This is a genomic window from Saccharothrix sp. ALI-22-I, from assembly GCF_001984175.1.
Lineage (GTDB): Bacteria > Actinomycetota > Actinomycetes > Mycobacteriales > Pseudonocardiaceae > Actinosynnema.
Genome location: NZ_MTQP01000059.1, coordinates 43,583 through 64,039, shown reverse-complemented (window position 1 = coordinate 64,039; position 20,457 = coordinate 43,583). Strand labels below are relative to the sequence as shown.

The window sequence follows — 20,457 nt, the reverse complement described above, 5'->3', positions numbered from 1 at the left end:
CTCCTCGTCAGTAGACGGCGTGATCGTTCCGGTGTCACAAACCGGACACAACCCCCCGAATGGGCGCTCGTGCCGGCCCTGGCGCACGCGCGAACGGCTGACCTGCGGTCCGAGGCGTTGACGCGGACAGCCGGACGATGAGGTCACTCAAGTCGCTCATGATCACCACTGTGGTCTTTCTCCACGTCCGCCGCGCAGCCCCAACAGCCACAGAACACCGCTCGCTCAGGGCGAACACACACCGGAAACAATCACGCACTCATCTTGGTTGAGCCAGTCAGACTCAACTTTGGAGGGATCATGGGCGAGACGTTGGCGCTGCCGGTGCTGCCGCTGGACGACGTGGTCGTGCTGCCGGGCATGGTCGTCCCGATCCGGCTCTCCGGCTCGGACGCCACCGCCGAGGCCCGCGCCGCGATCGAGGCCGCGACGGCCGCGGGCGAGGTGTCCGGTGGACCGTCGAAGGTGTTGCTGGTGCCCCGGCTGGACGGCAAGTACGCGAAGGTCGGCACGCTGGCGCTGATCGAGCAGGTCGGCAGGCTCTCCGGCGGCGAGCGCGCGGCCGTGGTGCGCGGCACGGAGCGGGTCCGCATCGGCACCGGCACGACCGGGCCCGGTGCGGCGTTGTGGGTCGAGGCCACGGTGGCGGACGAGTCGCCGGTGGACGACCACACCCGTGAGCTGGCCCGCGAGTACCGCGCGCTGGTCACCACGATCCTCCAGCAGCGCGGCGCGTGGCAGGTGGTCGACTCGGTGCAGCAGGTGGACGAGCCGTCCGCGCTGGCCGACCTCGCCGGGTACGCGTCGTACCTGAGCGAGGAGCAGAAGGTCTGGCTGCTGGAGACCAGCGACGTGACGCAGCGGCTGGAGAAGCTGCTGGAGTGGGGCCGCGAGTACCTGACCGAGCTGGACGTGGCCGAGACGATCCGCAAGGACGTCAAGGAGGGCGTGGAGAAGCAGCAGCGGGAGTTCCTGCTGCGCCAACAGCTGGCCGCGATCCGCAAGGAACTGGCCGAGCTGGACGGCAAGCCGGCCACCGAGGAGCAGGACTACCGGGCCCGGGTCGAGGGCGCGGAGCTGCCGGAGAACGTGCGCAAGGCGGCGTTGGCCGAGGTCGACAAGCTGGAGCGGACGTCGGAGCAGTCGCCCGAAGTCGGCTGGATCAGGACCTGGCTGGACACGGTGCTGGAGATGCCGTGGAACGAGCGCACCGAGGAGTCGTACGACATCACCGGCGCGCGGGCCGTCCTGGACGCGGACCACGCCGGTCTGGACGACGTGAAGGAGCGCATCACCGAGTACCTGGCAGTACGCCGCCGCCGGGCCGATCGCGGTCTGGGAGTCGTCGGCGGACGGCGTTCCGGCGCGGTGCTCGCCCTCGTCGGCCCGCCCGGCGTCGGCAAGACCTCGCTGGGCGAATCGGTCGCCCGAGCCATGGGCCGCAAGTTCGTCCGAGTCGCCTTGGGCGGCGTGCGCGACGAGGCGGAGATCCGCGGTCACCGGCGCACCTACGTCGGCGCGCTCCCCGGTCGGATCGTCCGCGCCATCTCCGAAGCCGGCTCGATGAACCCGGTCGTCCTACTGGACGAGATCGACAAGGTAGGCGCGGACTACCGCGGCGACCCGACCGCCGCCCTGCTGGAGGTCCTGGACCCGGCGCAGAACCACACGTTCCGCGACCACTACCTGGAGGTCGAACTGGACCTGTCCGACGTGGTGTTCCTGGCCACGGCGAACGTCCTCGACTCCATCCCCGGCCCACTGCTGGACCGGATGGAACTGGTCCAACTGGACGGCTACACCGAGGACGAGAAGGTCGTCATCGGCCGCGACCACCTGCTGCCACGCCAGGTCGAACGGGCCGGGCTCACGCCAGAGGACGTCACGATCACCGAGGCGTCGCTGCGCAAACTGGCCGGCGAGTACACCCGAGAGGCGGGCGTGCGGCAGCTCGAACGTTCCCTGGCGCGAGTCCTGCGCAAGGTGACGGCCAAGGTGGCACTGGGCGAAACCGAACTGCCGGTCACGGTCGACGTGCCCGACCTGCGCAGCTACCTCGGCTCGCCCAAGCACACACCGGAATCCGCGGAACGCACGGCAGTACCGGGCGTGGCGACGGGCCTGGCAGTCACCGGCGCAGGCGGCGACGTGCTGTTCGTCGAGGCGTCGCTGGCATCCTCAGGCACCGGGTCCAACGGCGTCACGCTGACCGGCCAACTCGGCGACGTGATGAAGGAGTCGGCGCAGATCGCCTTGTCCTACCTGCGCTCAAACGACACCCGTGCCGAAAAGCTGGCGGACCGCGGCGTGCACATCCACGTGCCGGCAGGCGCGGTGCCGAAGGACGGCCCATCGGCCGGCGTGACGATGACGACGGCATTGGCATCACTCCTGTCCGGCCGTCCCGTGCGGGCGGACGTGGCGATGACCGGCGAGGTGTCACTGACCGGACGGGTGCTGCCGATCGGCGGCGTCAAGCAAAAGCTGCTGGCCGCACACCGCGCAGGCATCACGACGGTACTGCTGCCACAACGCAACGAGCCCGACCTCGACGACGTGCCCGAGTCGGTCCTGGCGGAACTGACCGTCCACCTGGTCGCCGACGTGCAAGAGGCACTGGAGTTGGCATTGGAGCCCGCCGAGGCAGCCGGCCCGGAAGTAACCACAACCGTCGCAGCCTGATCCTCGCGGTTCGATGGGCCCCGGTCGACCTCGTGTCGGCCGGGGCCGAACCACCTCAACGCAGGTTGCACAGATCCAACGGCACCCCATCAGCCGTCAAACACGGCAAGTACCCGGCGTCCTTCATCCGCACCCGCGCGGCATCGTGCTCACGCACGTACGCGAGAAACCGACCGGCCAACGAATCCCCTGCGGGCTGCGACCGCGTGTACAGGTACTCCACCGTCCAGAACGGGTAACCCGCCTCCACGCCCGCCGCCGCGTCGAACACCTTGCCGCCCAACGACAACGCGACCAACGCGTTCGTCTTGCGCGCCTCGGCCACCGATGGCGCGTCCGCGTACCCGATGGCGCCCTCGACCGCGCCGATCTCCCGCACCACGTCGGCGTTCTTGTCCCGCTCACACCGGATCACGGGCGCGTCCGGCGCGCGGTCCTTCACCCGGCAGTCGTTGGAGGACAACGCGCTCTCGCTACCGCCCAGAACCCGCTGCTCGAAGAGCTCCCGCGTCCCCGACTCGCCACCCCGCCCGACAACTCTGATCGGCAACGACGAACCACCGCGCAGCTGGCTCCAGTCCGTGTAAACACCCGCGTAGATACCGCGCAACTGCTCCACCGTGATGCTGTCCAGCCCGACCGAGCTGTGCACCACGACGTGGTACACCACGATCGCCAACTGCTGCGCGAACACGCCCTGCACGTCCTGCTTGCCGTCGGACAACGCCAGCAAGTCCTCCCCGCCGTCGACGACCTCGCGCACACCCTGGATGCTGCCGGTCGCGGAAGTGGTGATCGTGGCGTCGGGGCACGCCTTCTCGTACTGCCCGGCGATGGTGGCCATGGTCGGCATGAACACGCTCGACCCCACGACCTTCAACGTCCCCGATGCGCACGCCACCGTCTCGTCGTTCGAACTCGGCGGCCACGCCAACACCAGCACCAACACCGCCGCGAGCAGCGCGGCGAGACCACCGGTGAGCCGCGGCAACGTGATCAGCCGCTCCGGGCGCTCGTCGTGCACGATCCCCGCGCCACCAAGATCGCCGACGACCTTGACGTCCTTGCCCAGCTCCCCGGCCGGATTGCTGTCGGGCTCACGCAGCACCACCAGCAGTTTGAACTTCTGCTTGCGCCGCAACGCCAGCTTCTCCAGCCGCACCCCGTGCCACACCGGCTCACCCGGCGGGTCCGCGGCCACCGCCAGCCCGCCCCACCGGGCCACGCGCTGCGCCATCCGCTCCCGCACCGTCGGCAACGACGCCCGCACGGGGGCCGCCTCCGTCGGGCCGGTCTCCGTGCCGAAGAACTGGAGGCTGCGCCGGATCTCGGCCTTCATCTGCTCCGACCCGGCCTCGGACACCCTGGCGTTCCACACCACCCGGTCGCCGAAGGTGAACGTCAGCGGCTTGTCGAAGTCCTCGCCGTCGATGTCGTAGTTGCCGGTGTTGCGGATCCGGATCACCACGATGCTCATCCGGTCCAGCACCCGCACCAACTCGCGCAGCTGCGGCGAGTTCGGGTCGGTGCCGTCGTGCAACTGCTCCGGCCCGAGCCCGATCTTGGAGTTGTAGAGCACGCGGAACCCGACCCGCTTGCGGCGCACGAAGAGCCGGTCGATGACCGGCGTCGCGAACAGCAAGCCGATCGCGAGCAGCACCGGACCGGGACCACCGAGGAAGTCCAACGCGGACCGCAGCACCTGCACACCGAATTCTCGGTCGGCGGACCGACCGAGAATCGGATCATCACCGGACGTTCACCACGACTTCACGCCGTGGCAAGCGACACCCATCAATCGACACCTGTCAGTAGTGGCCGAACCCAGCAGTGGCCGACTCAGTAGTGGCCGACGTCGATCACCACGCGGGTCGGCGCGTCGAGCAGGAACACCCGGTGCCACGAATCGCGGCGCATGCCGATCCCGACGGTGAGGTTGGCCTCGTAGTCACCCGTGATCTCGACCGCCTGGACGTTGGTCAACGCGGGCGTCTCGAAACTGCGGGGACCGGTGTAGGTGGGGTTGCCGTTGTCGTCGTGCGCCTGGGCCGGCGTCGAGCGCACCTCCAGGAAGTAGTTGCCCGGCAACGAGGACGGGTAGCCGGAGCCGTCGTAGATCAACTGGTCGACGCACCGGATGAAGAACTGCGGCCGGTGCCCGTTCAGGTCGAGCACGACACGGTCGAAGTCGGCGTGTCTCCCGGTGCGGATGTTCGTCAGCACCGGCGTCTGCGTCATCGACGACGCCGCCGAGGCGGCCGGGATCACGGAACCGACCGCGACCAGGGTCAGGGCGAGGAGTGCGAGTTTTTTGAGGCGGCTGTTCATGGCGGACTCTCCAGGGCTCATCCGGCTGAATGCCAGTACACCCATATAGACGTGTCTCGCATCACACGGTTGCGTGACGACCGGCGAGGACCCCCACGGACACTGCTCAGCGCCGCCCTTGCCCCGGCGATAGGGTCGGCCGCGTCCGGCAAGATCACGTGTGGAGGACCTGATGAGCATCGAGCGCCCTGTCGCGCCCGACCCGTACTCGCTGCTGCCGAAGGTGGCGTCGTTCACCGTCAGCTCGACCGACGTGTCCGACGGCCAACCGCTCTCGGAGGCGCACCTCTTCGAGTGCGGCAACACCTCGCCGCAGCTGAGCTGGACCGGGTTCCCGGACGAGACCAAGAGCTTCGTGGTGACCTGCTTCGACCCGGACGCGCCGACGCCGTCCGGCTTCTGGCACTGGGTCGTGGTGAACCTCCCGGCGTCGGTGACGTCGCTGGACACCGGCGCGGGCGCCTCGGACGACACCCTGCCCGACGGCGCGTTCCACGTGCGCAGCGACTTCGGCACGCGCGCGTTCGGCGGTGCCGCGCCGCCGCCGGGTGACCAGGTGCACCGGTACTACTTCGTGGTGCACGCGGTGGACGTGGAGGAACTGGACGTCGACGGCGACGCGTCACCCGCGGTCGTCAGCTTCAACCTGGCGTTCCACACGCTGGCGCGCGCGATCCTCGTACCGACCTACGCGCACTGACACGCACTGATCGGGAATGATCGCCTCACGTCGTGGGTTGCAGCACGACGTGAGGCACTTCGACCTGGTCATCATCGGTACCGGTTCCGGCAACTCCATCGCGGACGAGCGGTTCGCCGACTGGGACATCGCGATCGTCGAGAAGGGCGTCTTCGGCGGCACGTGCCTGAACGTCGGGTGCATCCCCACGAAGATGTTCGTGCACACCGCGGACGTCGCCGCCGCACCCGGTTCGGGCGCGCGGCTGGGCGTGGACGCGCACTTGGACGGCGTGCGGTGGACGGACGTGCGCGACCGGATCTTCGGGCGCATCGACCCCATCTCCGAGGGCGGCCGGCGTTGGCGGGCGGAGGAGAACGCGAACGTCACCGTCTACGCGGGGACGGCGCGGTTCACCGGCCCGAAGACCCTCGACACCGGGACCGGCGAGGTGATCACCGCGGACCGGTTCGTGCTGGCCGCGGGCAGCCGCCCGGTCATCCCGGACGTGGCGGACCTGGACTCGGTCGGCTACCACACCAGCGACACGGTGATGCGGCTCGACGCCCTGCCCGCCCGGATCACCATCCTGGGCAGCGGGTTCGTGGCGTCGGAGTTCGCGCACGTGTTCTCGTCGTTCGGGGTGGCGGTGACCGTGATCGGCCGGTCGGACCTGCTCCTGCGCCACGAGGACCTTGAGGTCGCCACCCGGTTCACCCAGGTCGCGTCGGAGAAGTGGGACGTGCGGCTGCGCCGCAAGGCGGTGCGGGCCGAGCGGGTGGACGGCGTGGTGCGGCTGCACCTGGAGGGCCCGGACGGCGCGGAGGTCGTGGAGTCCGAGGAACTGCTGGTCGCGGTCGGCCGGACGCCGAACTCCGACCTGCTGGACCTCGCCGCCACCGGCGTGGACGTGCACCCGGACGGCCGGGTGGTCGTGGACGAGCAGCAGCGCACGTCCGTCGAGGGCATCTACGCGATGGGCGACCTCAGCTCGGAGTACCAGCTCAAGCACGTGGCCAACCACGAGTCGCGGGTCGTGCAGCACAACCTGCTGCACCCGGACGCGCCGATCTCGTCGGACCACCGCTTCGTGCCCGCGGCGGTCTTCTCGTCGCCGCAGGTGGCATCGGTCGGGTTGACCGAGGAGCAGGCCGTCGAGCGCGGTGTGCGGTACGTGGCGGCGTCGCAGTCCTACGCGTCGATCGCGTACGGCTGGGCGATGGAGGACACCACCGGTTTCGCGAAGGTGCTGGCCGACCCGGAGACGGGCCTGATCCTGGGTGCGCACGTGATCGGCCCGCAAGCCTCGACCGTGATCCAGCCGGTGATCCAGGCGATGAGCTTCGGCCTGGACGCGAAGACCATGGCCCGCGGCCAGTACTGGATCCACCCGGCCATGCCCGAGGTGATCGAGAACGCCCTGCTCAACCTGCCGCTGGACTGACCGCTCAACCTGCCACTGGACAACTGAGCACGAGTGCACGAATGCCGACGGGAGGCCCGGCCGTACCCCTCGTGCGGCCGGGCCTCCCGTTCGTGCCCGTAACCCGACACATCGCGGGCAGGAGACAAGGCGTTGTCAGCTACACCGCCCGCGGCCGGCCTGCGAGCCAACCAAGGGCGGTGACCAGGACCAACAGGCCCACCAGGAGCAGCATCGACAGGGTCCAGGTGCCCGTCTCACCGCGCAGCACGCCGAACGCGAACGGGCCGCTGGCGGAGACCAGGTAGCCGATGCTCTGCGCCATGGCCGACAGCCGGGCGGTGTCCGCGCTGGACGACGTGCGCAGCGAGATCATCACCAGCGCGAGCGGGAACATGCCCATGCCCACACCGACCAGCACCACCCACAGACCAGGGGCGGCAGCCGGTGCCAGGGCCAAGCCCAGCACGCCGAGGATCGACACCACACCCAACACCAGCACCAGACCCGACTGGCTGGGACGCCGTGCGGCCAGCGGCGGGATGATCAGGCTCACCGGCACGCCCAGCACCATGGCGATGGCGAGCAGCAGGCCGGCGGTCGTGCGGTCGATGCCCGCGTCACCGAGGATCTGCGGCAGCCACCCCATCACCGTGTACGCCAGCAGCGACTGCAGGCCGAAGAACGCCGTGATCACCCACGCCAGCGGGCTGCGGAACAGGGACCGACCGGCGACCCGGCGACGCGTGACCGGGCGGGCGGAGAAGCCGTGCCGGGCGCCGGCCAGCCACACCACGAGCGCCGCCGCCGACAGGAAGGCCCACGCGCCCACAGCCAACCGCCACGACCCGAACGCGGATTCCAGACCCGGCGTGAAAGCAGCGCCGAGAGCGGCACCGGCAGCGAGCGCGGCCGTGTAGACACCGGTCAGCAGACCGACCCGGCCGGGGAACGAGTCCTTCACGACCACGGGGATCAGCACGTTGCACACCGCGATGCCCGCGCACGCGATGAACGTGCCGCCGAGCACCGCCGCCGGACCGTCCACGACCCGCAGCACCAGGCCGACCGTCAACACGAACAACGACAACGCCACCGCGCGGGCCATGCCGAACCGTCGCCCCAACCAGGGCGCGAGGAACGCCGCGAACCCGAAGCACAGCGCGGGCACGGCGGTCAGCACGCTGGTCCACGCGGTGGAAACACCCAGCGACACGCGCACATCGGCCAACACCGAGGCCAGGCTCGTGACGGCGGGTCGGAGGTTGGCCGCGGCCAGCGCTACGCCGATCGCCAACAGCGTGCTGCCGACCAGGGCAACTTGGCGACTCCGCCGCACGGGACCGACAGCAGTACCACCAGGATGGTCCGCGATCGTCGCATTGACACCGCCATCGGTGGCAGTGTGAACAGTCGAAGGTGACCAGTCCGGCTGAGTCTGCTGGGTCTGCTGGGTCGGCACCGGATCACTATCGCAGACATGGGATGTTCGGATGAAAGGATGATGCTGTGCCGTTGGCCACTACTCGGCGGGCCGGACTCGTCGACCAGGTGATCGAGCAGATGAGGGGAGCGATCGCCGCCGGTGAATGGCCGGTCGGCCGCCGCATCCCACCGGAGCCGGAGCTGGTCACCGCGCTGGGTGTGGGCCGCAACACCGTGCGGGAGGCGGTGCGCGCGCTGTCCCACGCCGGTCTGCTCGAAGTCCGCCAGGGCGACGGCACGTTCGTCCGCGCGACCAGCGAGCTGTCCGGCGCGGTCCGCCGCATGTGCGGCAGCGAGCTGCGCGACGTCCTCCAGGTGCGCCGGACGCTGGAGGTCGAGGGCGCCCGCCTCGCCGCGTCCCACCGCACCGAAGAGGAACTGCGCAGACTCGACGCACTGCTGACCGAGCGGGACGAGGCGCTGGCCGCCAAGGACTGGCAGCGGCTGGTCGAGAAGGACACCGCGTTCCACGTGCTGCTGGTCCAGTGCTCCCACAACACCCTGCTGGCCGAGCTGTACCAGGGCCTGACCGAGGCGGTCCGGGCCAGCATCACGGCCACCGTGGAGACCGACCACGACGACGACCACGTCTCGCACACCGGGCTGCTGGACGCGGTGCGCGACCGTGACGCGGCCCGTGCCGCCGCCGAAGCCGGCGGCTTCCTGGAGGAGCTGTTGGAGCGGCACAAGGACTGACTCGCCGACCTGAGCGGTAAGCGTGTGCGGCAAACGTTTACGGCAAACGTGTGCGGTAGGGCGTGTGCGGCAAGCGTGTGCGGTAAGCGTTTTCAGAGGCGGGAACCTCCCACGGCGGCGGAATTCCGCGGGAGGCCCCCTGGGTGATTGGCCTGAGTGGAGCCGAGATCCACTCCAGTAGTCGCCGGCACCGGGCAGACCGCAACACCGGATGCCGGATCGTTACCTCACGCCGTCTCCCGCTGGTCCCAACAGGCCTGCAACGCGGCGAGCGTGGCCGTGACGGCGGGGCGGCGGCTGGCCTGCGTGCGCCACGCGGCGAACACCCGCCGGGTCGGCGTCGGCCGGAACGGCACCGCGCGCACCGAGTCCGGCAGCGCGCCGCGCCCCAGCCTGGGCAGCAGCGCCACGCCGATCCCCTTGGCCAGCAACGCCAACTGCGTCTCGTACTCGGCGATCCGGTAGGCCAGGTCCGGTTCCATCCCGGCGCCGCGGAAGGTCTTCACCAGCCAGTCGTGGCAAATCGTGCCCTCCGGCTGGCAGATCCACCGCGCGCCGGCCAGGTCTTCCGGCACGATCGAATCCCGCCCGGCCAACGGGTGGTCGACGGGCAGCAGCACGTCCGCGACGTCCTCGCCGAGCCGCAGCCGTGACACCGGCTCGGGCACGGCCAGCGGCGCGTTGACCCAGTCGTGCATGACGACCAGGTCCAACTCGCCGCGCGCCACCGCTTCCAGGCAGTCCGGCGGGTCGAGTTCGACCAGCCGCACGTCGAGTCGCGGGTGCTGCTCGGCGAGGCGCACCAGGGTCGAGGGCAGCAGGCCGCGGGCGGCGGTGGCGAACGCGCCGAGCCGCAGTTCGCCCACGGCCTCGCCGCGCTGCTCCTCCAACGCCACCTCGGCGTGCTCGACCAGCGCGAGCACCTGCCCGGCGGTGGCGGACAGCAGGTGCGCCGCGTCGGTCAGCGCGACACCGCGACCTCGGCGTTCCAGCAGCGTGGTGCGGGTCTCGCGTTCGAGCTTGGCGATCTGCTGCGACACCGCCGACGGCGTGTAGCCCAACGCCGTCGCGGCCGCTCCGACCGAGCCGTGCTGCGCGACCGCGTGCAGAGCGCGGAGCCGTCCCAGATCCAACATGTAAGCGATACTAAACCCAAACCTTCAGAGATAATCGCTAGTGCTAAACGGTATGAGCGCTGAGACTCCAAGGCGTGAAACCACGCCACGTCGCTATCGCGGTGCTCGTCGCCACCATCTGGGGGGTCAACTTCGTCGTCATCAAGGTGGGCTTGCGCGATGTCCCGCCGCTGTTCTTCTCCGCGCTGCGGTTCCTGGCCGCGTCCGTGCCCGCGCTGTGGTTCGTCGGCCTGCCCAAGGTGGCGTGGAAGTGGGTCGTCGCGGTCGCGTTGGCGCTCGGCGTGGCCAAGTTCGGGTTGGTGTTCGTCGGGATGGCCGCGGGGATGCCCGCCGGGTTGTCGTCGCTGGTGGTGCAAAGCCAGGTGTTCTTCACCGTGCTGTTCGCGGCCGTGCTGCTGCGCGAACGGCCGCGGCCGGTGCAGCTGCTCGGTATGGGCGTGGCGGCGGCGGGGATCGTGGTGATCGCGTTCGACTACGGCGTGAGCAGCCCGATCTCGGCTTTCCTGCTGGTGGTGCTCGGTGCGGCGGCGTGGGGTCTGGCGAACGTGGCCACCCGCTACGCCCGGCCGCCGGACCCGATCAACTTCATCGTGTGGGTCAGCGCGCTGGCCGTGCTGCCGCTGCTCGGGCTGTCGCTGGTGTTCGAGGGCCCGGCCGCGGACCTGGCGGCGCTGCGGGGGCTGAGCTGGACGGGCGTGGGCGCGATCCTGTTCATCGCCTGGGGCTCGACCCTGTTCGGCTTCGGCCTGTGGAACCTCCTGCTGCGGACCTACGAGGCGAGCGCGGTCGTGCCGTTCGCGCTGCTGGTGCCGGTGGCCGGGATGCTGTCCGGCTGGCTGCTGCTGGACGAGACCATCACCGCGGTCCGCCTCGGCGCGGCCGGTCTGGTGATCGTCGGCATGGCCGCGACCACCCTCAAACGCCGCACACCACCCGTGGCGGAACCGGTGATCAACGTTGCGGTGGCGGTCCGGTGAGCCGTCACGCGACAGGCGGAGGACCCGCCGGTGGGATGACCGGAAGTCCTGGTGGCGCGCCCTTCTCCAGCAACGCCCGGATCGCGTCGGTGTCGAGGTGGTCGGCGACGAGGTCGCCGAGCAGGTCGAGCTGCGCGGAACGCCGCCCGGCGAAGTCCACGTCCGGCGCGGGGGTGAACCCTTCCCGGCCCGCGTGGCCGGCGGCCCAGCGCAGGAACGCGCGGCGGAACGCGTCGTTCTCCAGCAGCCCGTGCCAGTGCGTGCCGGCCACCCGGCCGCGCAGCGCGCCCTCCGGCGTGCCGTCGGGCAGGGTGACCAGGCCCTGCTCGCCGTTGCGGGTGACCTGGCCGTGGTGGATCTCGTAGCCGGTGACGGGTTCGCCGAACGCGTCACCGTGCGGCCGGTGCAGGGTCTTCTCGGGCTGGAACCGCACGTCCACGTCGAGCAGGCCGAGCCCGGCCACCGCGCCCGCGCGCGACTCGACCGCGTCCTCGATCGCCCGGCCGAGCATCTGGAACCCGCCGCAGATGCCCAGCACCGGGCCGTCGTGCGCGGCGATCGCGTCGGCCAGGCCGGTGGCGCGCAGCCAGCGCAGGTCCTCGACGGTGGCCTTGGAGCCGGGCACGACCACGAGGTCCGCGTCGGCCAGCCGGGACGGCTCGGTGACGAACCGCACCGACACGCCCGGCTCGCACGCCAGCGCCTCCACGTCGGTGGCGTTGGAGATGCGCGGCAGCCGCACCACGGCCACCCGCAGCCACTGGTCGCCGCGCGGCGGCTCCGGACGGCCGATCACGCCGTCCGCCGCGTAGGACAGCGAGTCCTCGGCGTCCAGCCACAGCTCCTCCCGCCACGGCAGCACGCCGTACACCGGGCGGCCGGTGAGGGCTCGCAGCTGCCGGAGGCCGGGTTCGAGCAACGCCGGGTCACCGCGGAACTTGTTCACCACGAACCCGCTGACCAGCGCTTGGTCCGCCGGGTCGAGCAGCGCGAGGGTGCCGAAGAGGTGCGCGAACACCCCGCCGCGGTCGATGTCGCCGACCACGAGCACCGGTAGGTCCGCCGCCCGCGCGAGGCCCATGTTCGCGATGTCGTTGGCCCTGAGGTTGATCTCGGCGGGTGATCCGGCGCCTTCGCAGATCACCACCTCGTAGTCGTCCCGGAGGCTGTCCAAAGTGGAGAGGACCGTGGTGAACAGCTCGGCTTTGCGCTCACGGTAGGACAAAGCGGACACTTCGCCCACCACGCGACCCAGCACCACGACCTGGGAGCTGCGGTCACCGCCCGGCTTGAGCAGCACCGGGTTGAACCGCACGCTCGGCTCCAACCCGCACGCGGCGGCCTGGAGCGCCTGGGCGCGGCCGATCTCGCCGCCGTCCGGCGTCACGACCGAGTTGTTGGACATGTTCTGCGCCTTGAACGGCGCCGTCTTCACACCGCGCCGGGTGAGCCACCGGCACAGCCCGGCGGCCAGGACACTCTTCCCCGCGTCCGACGTCGTGCCGGCCACCAGCAACGCACTGCGCACGTAGTCCCCTCACCGTCGGGCTGGGCCGACAACCGGACTTTGTCGGCCCGGACTGACATCATCCACGTCATGGTCGACGCCCCCGCCACCGCAGTCCTGGTGCACAGCCCCTACCTCGGGCCGGCGAGCCTCCGGCCGCTCGCCGGGGCGCTCGCCGCACTGGGTCACCCGGTGGTGCTGCTGGACCTGCGGGTCACGGTCAACGCCGCGCCCGTCCACCAACGGCTGATCGGACTGTTCGCCGACGCCGTGGAGGACTCCATGGTGGAAGGCGAGCTGGTGCTCGTCGGGCACAGCGGCGCCGGTCCGCTGCTGCCCGCGTTCGCCGACGCCCTGGAGACGCCCGTGCGCGGGCTGGTGTTCCTCGACTCCGACCTGCCCACACCGGGGCGGAGCTGGCGTGACGACGCGCCGGCCGAGCGGATGGCCGGGCTGAAGTCCATCTCGCGGGCCGGGCTGATGCCGCGCTGGGACCTGTGGTTCGCGCCGGAGGCGCTGTCCGCGATGGTGCCGGACGTGCGGCTGCTGGAGGAGATCGTGGCCGAGGCGCCCGAGGTGCCGCTGGCGTTCCTGAAGGAGCCCCGGCCCACCGTGGCGTGGACCGGGCCTTGCTCGTACGTGCAGCTCAGCCCCGCTTACGCGAAAGCTGCCGCGGCGGCGCGTGAACTGGGCTGGCCGGTGGTGGAGCTGGACAGCCACCACCTGGGGGCGGTGACGTCGCCCGACGAGGTGGCGGCCGCCCTCGTGCCGCTGATCAACAGACGGTGAGGATCTCCGCGCCGTCCTCGGTGACCACGATGGTGTGCTCGAACTGGGCGGTCCAGCTCTTGTCGCGGGTGGTGACCGTCCAGCCGTCGTCCCACAGGTCGTGGTCGATGCCGCCGAGGGTGATCATCGGCTCGATGGTGAACGTCATGCCCGGCTCGATGACCGTGGGCACGTGCGGCGCGTCGTAGTGCAGCACGACCAGGCCGCTGTGGAACGTGCGGCCGATGCCGTGGCCGGTGAAGTCGCGCACCACGCCGTAGCCGAAGCGGTTGGCGTAGGCCTCGATGACCCGGCCGACCACGTTGAGCTGCCGGCCGGGCTTGACCGCCTTGATGGCGCGCATGGTGGCCTCGTGGGTGCGTTCGACCAGGAGGCGGACCTCCTCGCTCACGTCACCGGCGAGGAAGGTGGCGTTCGTGTCGCCGTGCACGCCGCCGATGTAGGCGGTGACGTCGACGTTGACGATGTCCCCGTCCTCGACCACGGTCGAGTCGGGGATGCCGTGGCAGATGACCTCGTTCAGCGAGGTGCAGCAGGACTTGGGGAAACCGCGGTAGCCGAGCGTGGACGGGTAGGCGCCGTTGTCGCACAGGAACTCGTGCGCGACCGCGTCGATCTCGTCGGTGGTCACACCGGGCACGATGACCTTGCCCGCCTCCTGCAACGCCTGCGCCGCCAACCGACCCGCGACACGCATCGCCTCCACCACCTCGGGCGGCTGCACCCACGGATCGGTGTTGCGCCTGGGTTCAGGCCGGTCGACGTACTCGGGCCGCTCGATCTCGGCGGGCACCGGACGGCGGGGGGACAGCACACCTGGCTGCAGGACGGCACGCACGGACATACCCCCCAGATTACGGCTCGACGTGATGAGGCATGCGCCACGTGTCCCTACGTGGTCGGCTCCGCCGTTCCGGGCGAGGCGATCGGCAGCCCCATCTCGTCGGCGGCGGTCAGGAGTCGCTTGTCATAGGCCACGAACGCGTCGAGATGGACCCGGATGCGCAGGGCGGAGGCGAGGTGGATCGCATCCAGCGACTTCAAGGGAAATGCCAGCGCACCGGCCGCGTCCAACAGATCCGTGGTCATCGGCATCTCGTCGAGTTCGACCAGCACCAACGTAGCCGTGCGGATCGCCGCGTCGCCCTCCGCTCGCACGGCTCGCACCAACTCGACCCGTGCCAACGAACTGCTGACGCGCGGCACTTCACTGCGATCGTCCAACCAGTCACTCAACGCCGGGGTTTCGGCTTCGGTCAGTACCAACTTCGCCAGGGCCGAGGTATCGAGGTAGATCACCAGCGCTCGTCCTCACGCATCTGGCGCAGCACCTCCGAGATCGGCGTGCCCGTAGTGGCGGGCAGGGGTTTGGGGAACGGTCGCCCTCGCCCACGAAGTAGCACACCGCTGGCGGCCAACTGGTCTCGCGTCGGCAGTGCATCGTCACCAGGAGGGCCGATCTCGGCGACCACCCGGCCGTGGTCGGTGACTGCGATCCGCTCCCCAGCCTCGGCGCGCCGCACGTACTCACTCGTGTGGTGACGAAGTTCCCGAAGCCCGATCTGATCCATGTATAACACAGTATCACATTTTGACTAGACCGTTCAGCCCAGTGCAGCCAGGAAGCGGGCTGAGGCGTCCACTGCCGGGGCGGAGCTGTTGGTGCCCAGCAGGAGGGTCGCGAAGGCCACATCACCGCGGTAGCCGACGAACCAGCCGTGTGAGTTGGTGCCGTCGCCGAACTGCGCCGTGCCCGTCTTGCCGCGCACGTCCCCGTACGGCTTGAGCTGCGGTGCGGTGCCGGATTCGACGACTTCGCGCATCATCGCCCGCAGCGGCTCCAGCACGGTCGGGGCGGGGGCGGTGGGGGTGTGGTCGACCTTGGTCTCACGGCCGCGCAGCAGGGACGGGACGGGCATCTTGCCCGATGCGACCGTCGCGGCCACCAGTGCCATGCCGAACGGGCTGGCCAGCACCTTGCCCTGGCCGAAGCCGTCCTCCGCGCGCTCCACCACGTCACTGGCGGGCGGCACGGACCCCGTGATCGTGGTGATCGCCGGGATGTCGAAGTCGACGCCCAGGCCGAACGTGTCCGCAGTCTTGGTCAGCCCGTCCGGCGCCATCCCGGCCGCCAACTCCGCGAACGTCGTGTTGCACGAGAACGCGAACGCCGAGTGCAGCGGAATCGTGCCCTTGTCGAACTCGTGGTCGTTCGGCACGATCCGGCGTCCGTCGATGGTGGTCTTGGCGGGGCACGGCAACGCGCTGTCCGCGGCCGCCTGCCCGGTCGACAGGGCCGCCGCCGCCGTCACGATCTTGAACGTGGACCCCGGCGGGTAGCGGCCGGTCAGCGCCACGGCACCCTCCGCGTCCGCCGGGCCGTTCTGCGCCACCGCCAGCACCTCGCCGGTCCCCGCGTGCAAAGCCACCAGCATCGCCGCCTGCGGCACCGACTCCAGCGCGTCCTCGGCCGCCGTCTGCGCGGTCCGGCTCAACCCGGTCGAGATGGCCTGCGCGGGCTCCGGCGCCTGCTCGTGCAGGGTCTCCACCTCGGCACCGGCCGCGTTGACCGTGTAGACGCGCAACCCTGCCTGCCCGGCGATCTCCTCCTCCACGGCCTTGCGCACCGCCGGCAGCACCTGCGAGCCGAACGTGCGCGACGGCGCGAGCAGGCTCGTCTGCGAGGTGAACCGCACGCCCGGCAGCTCGTAGATCGCGGGCTTGACGGTCTGGTAGTCCGGGTCGCGCAGCGCCGCCACCTGGTACACCTGACCGGCGGGCAGCTTCGCCACGCCGTCCACGATCGACTGCTGGGTGATGGCGGCGTCGATCGGCGTCAGCGCCGCGGCCAAGGCGCCGGCCACCGCGCCCACGTCACCGGCTTCCTTCGAGTCCAGCAGGATCGACACGACCTGCTCCGGCGACAGCAGCGGCGTCCCGTCCCGGTCCAGCACCGGGGCCAACGGCGGCTGCACCTCGGTCACGCCCAGCGTCTGCTGCGCGGCGAGCTTCGGGTGCACGACCGAAGGCGCCCAGTGCACCTTCCAGTCGTCCTCCTCGCGGCGCAGGTCGAACTCGGTCTGGTAGCTCCAGGCGTGGTCGTTGCCGAGGTCCCAGTCCAGCTGCGCGGTCGCGTCCGCGGTGGACGACTCGCCGGACGAGCGCACCTGCTCGACCTTGGCGGTCATCCCGGCGGGCTTGAGCACCTCCCGGACCTTGCCCAGCAACTCCTTCGCGCCGGTCGGGTCGTCGGTCAGCCCGGCGGCGCCGTCGACGTCACCGGCGGCGAGCTTGGTGAGGAAGTCGTTGGCCACTTGGTCGGGACCGGGCCGGGAGGAGAACAGGCCGCAGCCGCTGACGAGCAGCAGGACGACCCCGAACAGGGCCAGCTTGCGCGCGATCACGGCGCCGAGTATGCCCGGTCCGCCCCACGACACCGAGAACCGCCCGCCCGGAACAGCCCTCAGAACAGCACGGTCGCGTACTGGCCGACCTGGACGAACCCGATCCTGCGGTACGCCGCCCGCGCCACGTCGTTGTACGAGTTCACGTACAGCGAGGCGGTCCGCCCCAGGCCTCTGACCAGGCGTTCGGCCACCGCCGCGGTGCCCGCCGTGCCGATGCCGTGACCGCGGCGGTCCGGCCGCACCCACACGCCCTGGATCTGGCCGACCTTCGTCGACATGGCCCCGATCTCGGCCTTGAACACCACGTCACCGCCCTCGAACCGGGCGAACGCCCGCCCGGCCGCGATGAGCTCGGCCACCCGCGCCCGGTAGGACACGCCGCCGTCCTCGGCGCACGGGTCGACGCCGACCTCCTCGATGAACATGGCGATCGCCGCCGGCAGGTACCGGTCCAGCTCCTCCGGCCGCACCGGCCGGACCAGCGGGTCCAGCGGGATCGACGGGCTGCCGCCCAGCGCCATCAGCGGCTGGTCGCCGCGCACCTCGCGCGCCGGACCCCAGTCCGGGGCCAGTTCCTCCCACAGGCCGAGCACCTGCTCGGCCGGCCCGACCAGCGAGGAGCACATGCGCCCCCGGCGTCGGGCCCGGTCGGCGAAGCCGCGCAGCGCGGTCATGTTGCCACGCAGCGGGATGAGGTTGGGCCCGGCGAAGCACAGCGCGTCGATCCGGCCGCCGCGCAGCGAACGGTGGTCGTACGCCCAGACCTCGCCACCCAGCCGCCACGGGTCCAGGCCCGCGACCTCCACCCGTGCGGCGACCATGCAGGACGCCACCGGGTCGGCCGCGAGCACGGCCAGGACCTCGGTCAGATCCCGCTCGTCGAGCAGACGCGCGCCAGCCAGCCTCAGCACAGCTCAAGCCTGCCAGATGGACCGCGTTACCCGCGCGTCCGCCACCCGCTCAGCCGACCGTCACGACCGGCTCGCCGCCTTCGGCGGTTTCACCCATCTCCTCGGCGATGCGCATGGCTTCTTCGATCAAGGTCTCCACGATCTGGTGCTCCGGCACGGTCTTCACGACCTTGCCCTTCACGAAGATCTGACCCTTGCCGTTACCCGACGCCACACCCAGATCCGCCTCACGGGCCTCACCAGGCCCGTTCACCACGCAGCCCATCACCGCGACCCGAAGCGGCACCTCCATGCCCTCCAGACCCGCCGTGACCTGCTCCGCCAACGTGTACACATCCACCTGCGCACGACCACACGACGGACACGACACGATCTCCAGCTTCCGCGGCCGCAGGTTGAGCGCCTGCAGGATCTGGTGCCCGACCTTCACCTCCTCGACCGGAGGCGCGGACAGCGAGACGCGGATGGTGTCGCCGATGCCCTGCCGCAGCAGCGCACCGAACGCGACCGCGGACTTGATCGTGCCCTGGAACGCCGGACCCGCCTCGGTCACACCCAGGTGCAGCGGGTAGTCACACTGCTCCGCCAGCAACTCGTAGGCGCGCACCATCACGACCGGGTCGTTGTGCTTCACCGAGATCTTCAAGTCGTGGAAATCGTGCTCGGCGAACAACGACGCCTCCCACAACGCCGACTCCGCCAACGCCTCCGGCGTCGCCTTCCCGTACTTAGCCATCAACCGCGGGTCCAGCGAGCCCGCGTTCACGCCGATCCGGATCGGGGTGCCGTGGTCGCGTGCGGCGGCCGCGATCTCCTTGATCTTGTCGTCGAACTTCTTGATGTTCCCCGGGTTCACCCGCACCGCCGCGCACCCGGCCTCGATCGCCGCGAACACGTACTTCGGCTGGAAATGGATATCAGCGATCACCGGGATCTGCGACTTCCGCGCGATCGCGGCGAGAGCGTCCGCGTCGTCCTGCGACGGACACGCCACCCGCACGATGTCGCACCCCGCCGCCGTCAACTCCGCGATCTGCTGCAACGTCGCGTTCACGTCCGCGGTGACCGTCGTCGTCATCGACTGCACCGACACCGGGAACTCACTCCCGACACCCACCGACCCCACCATGAGCTGGCGGGTCTTGCGCCGTTCCGACAACACCGGAGGCGGCATCGCCGGAAGGCCGAGCATGACGCCGTCACTCATTGGACTAGCACCTCTCACTGGAATAGCGGGATGTCACTGGAAGAGCCGGATGGGGTTGACGATGTCCGCGGTGATCGTCAGCAGCGTGACCGCGCCGCCGACGAAGATCACCAGGTAGGTCAGCGGCAGCAGCCGCAGGTAGTTGACCGGTGCGCCGTCGGGCAGGCCGCGCAGCTTCCGGATCCAGTTTCGCACTCGTTCGTACAGGTTGACCGCGATGTGACCACCGTCAAGCGGCAGCAGCGGCAGGAGGTTGAACACACCCACGAAGAAGTTCAGACCGGCCAGCATCAGCCAGAACAGCTGCCACAGGCCGCGGTCGACCGCCTCGCCGCCGAGCCTGCTCGCGCCCACCACGCTGACCGGGCTGTCGATGTCGCGCTCACCGCCGCCGATCGCCTCGACCACCGCCGGGATCTTCTGCGGGAAGTTGATCAGGCCGCGCCAGGTGTTCTCGAACATCGTGCCGGTGAACGCGGTCGCGCCACCGATGGCGGTGACCGGGTTGTACTCGAAATTGCGCTGGTGGATGATGCCGATCGCGCCGACCTCGGTCTTGTAGCGCGTGCCGTCGGCCCGCCGGACCTCGCGGTCGATCCGCGCGACGTCCGCGGTGAGGGTGATCTCCCGGTCGTCGCGGAGCACCTTGAACTCGGTCGTGCCGAACCGCTTCTGGGTCTTGTCCAGCACGTCGCTCCACGTGGGCGTGGCCGTGCCGGCCACGGCGAGGATCACGTCGCCGACCTGGAAGCCCGCGTCCTTGGCCGGTGACGGCGCGCCCGGCGCGCACTCGGCGTCGGCGCTGCTCTGCACGCACGGCGCGACCTCGGCGATCTGCGCGGTGTCGCGCAGGTTCGGGATGCCCATGGTCCAGGCCATGAAGTACAGCACGATGAAGCCCACGATGAAGTGGGTGATGGAGCCCGCGGAGAGCACCACGACCCGCTTCCAGGTCTTCTGCCGGTTGAACGCGCGGTGCTGGTCGGCCGGCGGGACGTCCTCCAGCGCGGTCATGCCCACGATCTCGCAGAAACCACCCGCGGGGATGGCCTTGAGGCCGTACTCGGTCTCACCGCGGCGGAACGACCAGATGCGGGGTCCGAACCCGATGAAGTACCGGGTCACCTTCATCCCGAACATCTTCGCCGTGGCCAGGTGGCCGAGCTCGTGCAGCGCGATCGAGATGCCGATCAGCAGGGCGAACAGCACGATGCCCAAGAAGACGCCCAC

Annotated in this window: 18 protein-coding genes; 6 read left to right on the top strand and 12 right to left on the bottom strand. The window is 70.2% G+C overall.

All coding sequences use genetic code 11. The features are described from left to right. The first annotated feature begins 300 nt into the window (after positions 1-300). Entirely contained in the window at positions 301-2,682 is a 2,382-nt protein-coding gene (gene lon / locus ALI22I_RS18630; RefSeq protein WP_077006788.1) for an endopeptidase La, read from the top strand. Positions 2,683-2,737: 55 nt separating this feature from the next. Here lon and ALI22I_RS18625 read toward each other — a convergent pair whose 3' ends face one another. Next, positions 2,738-4,390, bottom strand: coding sequence for a PstS family phosphate ABC transporter substrate-binding protein (locus tag ALI22I_RS18625; RefSeq protein WP_238598440.1), 1,653 nt, complete (start codon positions 4,388-4,390; stop codon positions 2,738-2,740). A gap of 131 nt (positions 4,391-4,521) precedes the next feature. Next, entirely contained in the window at positions 4,522-5,010 is a 489-nt protein-coding gene (locus tag ALI22I_RS18620) for an AMIN-like domain-containing (lipo)protein (RefSeq protein WP_077006787.1), read from the bottom strand. 172 nt (positions 5,011-5,182) lie between these two features. Here ALI22I_RS18620 and ALI22I_RS18615 point away from each other — a divergent pair, with 172 nt between their 5' ends. Both ALI22I_RS18615 and ALI22I_RS18610 read left to right on the top strand, forming a co-directional pair. Then, the gene (locus ALI22I_RS18615; RefSeq protein WP_077006969.1) at positions 5,183-5,710 is read left to right on the top strand and encodes a YbhB/YbcL family Raf kinase inhibitor-like protein; all 528 of its coding nucleotides are present in this window, start codon (positions 5,183-5,185) and stop codon (positions 5,708-5,710) included. Between the two features lie 49 nt (positions 5,711-5,759). After that, positions 5,760-7,133 carry a mycothione reductase gene (locus ALI22I_RS18610; RefSeq protein WP_077006968.1) on the top strand — a complete coding sequence of 458 codons (1,374 nt, stop codon included), beginning with the start codon at positions 5,760-5,762 and terminating at the stop codon, positions 7,131-7,133. 139 nt (positions 7,134-7,272) lie between these two features. Here the strand turns inward: ALI22I_RS18610 and ALI22I_RS18605 are convergent, their stop codons facing one another. Beyond that, positions 7,273-8,451, bottom strand: a complete 1,179-nt coding sequence (locus ALI22I_RS18605; RefSeq protein WP_238598439.1) for an MFS transporter — start codon at positions 8,449-8,451, stop codon at positions 7,273-7,275. 170 nt (positions 8,452-8,621) lie between these two features. Here ALI22I_RS18605 and ALI22I_RS18600 point away from each other — a divergent pair, with 170 nt between their 5' ends. After that, positions 8,622-9,293 carry a FadR/GntR family transcriptional regulator gene (locus tag ALI22I_RS18600; protein WP_077006786.1) on the top strand — a complete coding sequence of 224 codons (672 nt, stop codon included), beginning with the start codon at positions 8,622-8,624 and terminating at the stop codon, positions 9,291-9,293. Between the two features lie 227 nt (positions 9,294-9,520). Here ALI22I_RS18600 and ALI22I_RS18595 read toward each other — a convergent pair whose 3' ends face one another. Then, positions 9,521-10,429: a LysR family transcriptional regulator gene (locus ALI22I_RS18595; RefSeq protein ID WP_077006785.1), complete on the bottom strand. Its 909-nt coding sequence runs from the start codon at positions 10,427-10,429 to the stop codon at positions 9,521-9,523. A gap of 74 nt (positions 10,430-10,503) precedes the next feature. Between ALI22I_RS18595 and ALI22I_RS18590 the strand changes: the two genes are divergently transcribed. Continuing rightward, complete coding sequence (locus ALI22I_RS18590; protein WP_077006784.1) at positions 10,504-11,406, top strand: EamA family transporter; 903 nt, start codon at positions 10,504-10,506, stop codon at positions 11,404-11,406. Positions 11,407-11,410: 4 nt separating this feature from the next. On the opposite strand, the gene ALI22I_RS18585 is transcribed toward ALI22I_RS18590, so the two are convergent. Continuing rightward, positions 11,411-12,934 (bottom strand): cobyric acid synthase, encoded by a 1,524-nt coding sequence (locus ALI22I_RS18585; RefSeq protein WP_077006783.1) that lies wholly within the window; start codon positions 12,932-12,934, stop codon positions 11,411-11,413. A 69-nt stretch (positions 12,935-13,003) separates the two neighbouring features. Here ALI22I_RS18585 and ALI22I_RS18580 point away from each other — a divergent pair, with 69 nt between their 5' ends. Then, entirely contained in the window at positions 13,004-13,702 is a 699-nt protein-coding gene (locus ALI22I_RS18580; RefSeq protein ID WP_077006966.1) for an alpha/beta fold hydrolase, read from the top strand. Here the strand turns inward: ALI22I_RS18580 and map are convergent. Genes map through ALI22I_RS18545 form a run of 7 tightly spaced genes read right to left on the bottom strand, consistent with a single transcriptional unit; the run spans position 13,689 to position 20,457 of the window. Continuing rightward, positions 13,689-14,546 (bottom strand): type I methionyl aminopeptidase, encoded by an 858-nt coding sequence (map, locus tag ALI22I_RS18575; protein WP_077006782.1) that lies wholly within the window; start codon positions 14,544-14,546, stop codon positions 13,689-13,691. The genes ALI22I_RS18580 and map overlap by 14 nt on opposite strands. Before the next feature lie 47 nt (positions 14,547-14,593). Further along, the gene (locus ALI22I_RS18570) at positions 14,594-15,001 is read right to left on the bottom strand and encodes a type II toxin-antitoxin system VapC family toxin (RefSeq protein WP_077006781.1); all 408 of its coding nucleotides are present in this window, start codon (positions 14,999-15,001) and stop codon (positions 14,594-14,596) included. Then, complete coding sequence (locus ALI22I_RS18565; RefSeq protein WP_077006965.1) at positions 14,998-15,273, bottom strand: type II toxin-antitoxin system Phd/YefM family antitoxin; 276 nt, start codon at positions 15,271-15,273, stop codon at positions 14,998-15,000. The genes ALI22I_RS18570 and ALI22I_RS18565 overlap by 4 nt, the downstream gene beginning before the upstream one ends. 33 nt (positions 15,274-15,306) lie before the next feature. After that, a complete protein-coding gene (locus ALI22I_RS18560; protein ID WP_077006780.1) occupies positions 15,307-17,106 on the bottom strand; it encodes a penicillin-binding transpeptidase domain-containing protein in 1,800 nt (599 codons plus the stop codon). 59 nt (positions 17,107-17,165) lie between these two features. Next, positions 17,166-18,020, bottom strand: a complete 855-nt coding sequence (locus ALI22I_RS18555) for a GNAT family N-acetyltransferase (protein WP_077006779.1) — start codon at positions 18,018-18,020, stop codon at positions 17,166-17,168. Positions 18,021-18,069: 49 nt separating this feature from the next. Further along, positions 18,070-19,227, bottom strand: coding sequence for a flavodoxin-dependent (E)-4-hydroxy-3-methylbut-2-enyl-diphosphate synthase (ispG, locus tag ALI22I_RS18550; protein WP_077006778.1), 1,158 nt, complete (start codon positions 19,225-19,227; stop codon positions 18,070-18,072). A gap of 33 nt (positions 19,228-19,260) precedes the next feature. Continuing rightward, a complete protein-coding gene (locus ALI22I_RS18545) occupies positions 19,261-20,457 on the bottom strand; it encodes a M50 family metallopeptidase (RefSeq protein ID WP_077006777.1) in 1,197 nt (398 codons plus the stop codon).

Excerpts from the sequence above, each read along its gene's own strand:
- lon (WP_077006788.1), top strand. The coding sequence starts at position 301 with ATGGGCGAGACGTTGGCGCTGCCGGTGCTGCCGCTGGACGACGTGGTC.
- ALI22I_RS18620 (WP_077006787.1), bottom strand. The coding sequence starts at position 5,010 with ATGAACAGCCGCCTCAAAAAACTCGCACTCCTCGCCCTGACCCTGGTC.
- ALI22I_RS18615 (WP_077006969.1), top strand. The coding sequence starts at position 5,183 with ATGAGCATCGAGCGCCCTGTCGCGCCCGACCCGTACTCGCTGCTGCCG.
- ALI22I_RS18595 (WP_077006785.1), bottom strand. The coding sequence starts at position 10,429 with ATGTTGGATCTGGGACGGCTCCGCGCTCTGCACGCGGTCGCGCAGCAC.
- ALI22I_RS18580 (WP_077006966.1), top strand. The coding sequence starts at position 13,004 with ATGGTCGACGCCCCCGCCACCGCAGTCCTGGTGCACAGCCCCTACCTC.
- map (WP_077006782.1), bottom strand. The coding sequence starts at position 14,546 with ATGTCCGTGCGTGCCGTCCTGCAGCCAGGTGTGCTGTCCCCCCGCCGT.
- ALI22I_RS18565 (WP_077006965.1), bottom strand. The coding sequence starts at position 15,273 with ATGGATCAGATCGGGCTTCGGGAACTTCGTCACCACACGAGTGAGTAC.
- ispG (WP_077006778.1), bottom strand. The coding sequence starts at position 19,227 with ATGAGTGACGGCGTCATGCTCGGCCTTCCGGCGATGCCGCCTCCGGTG.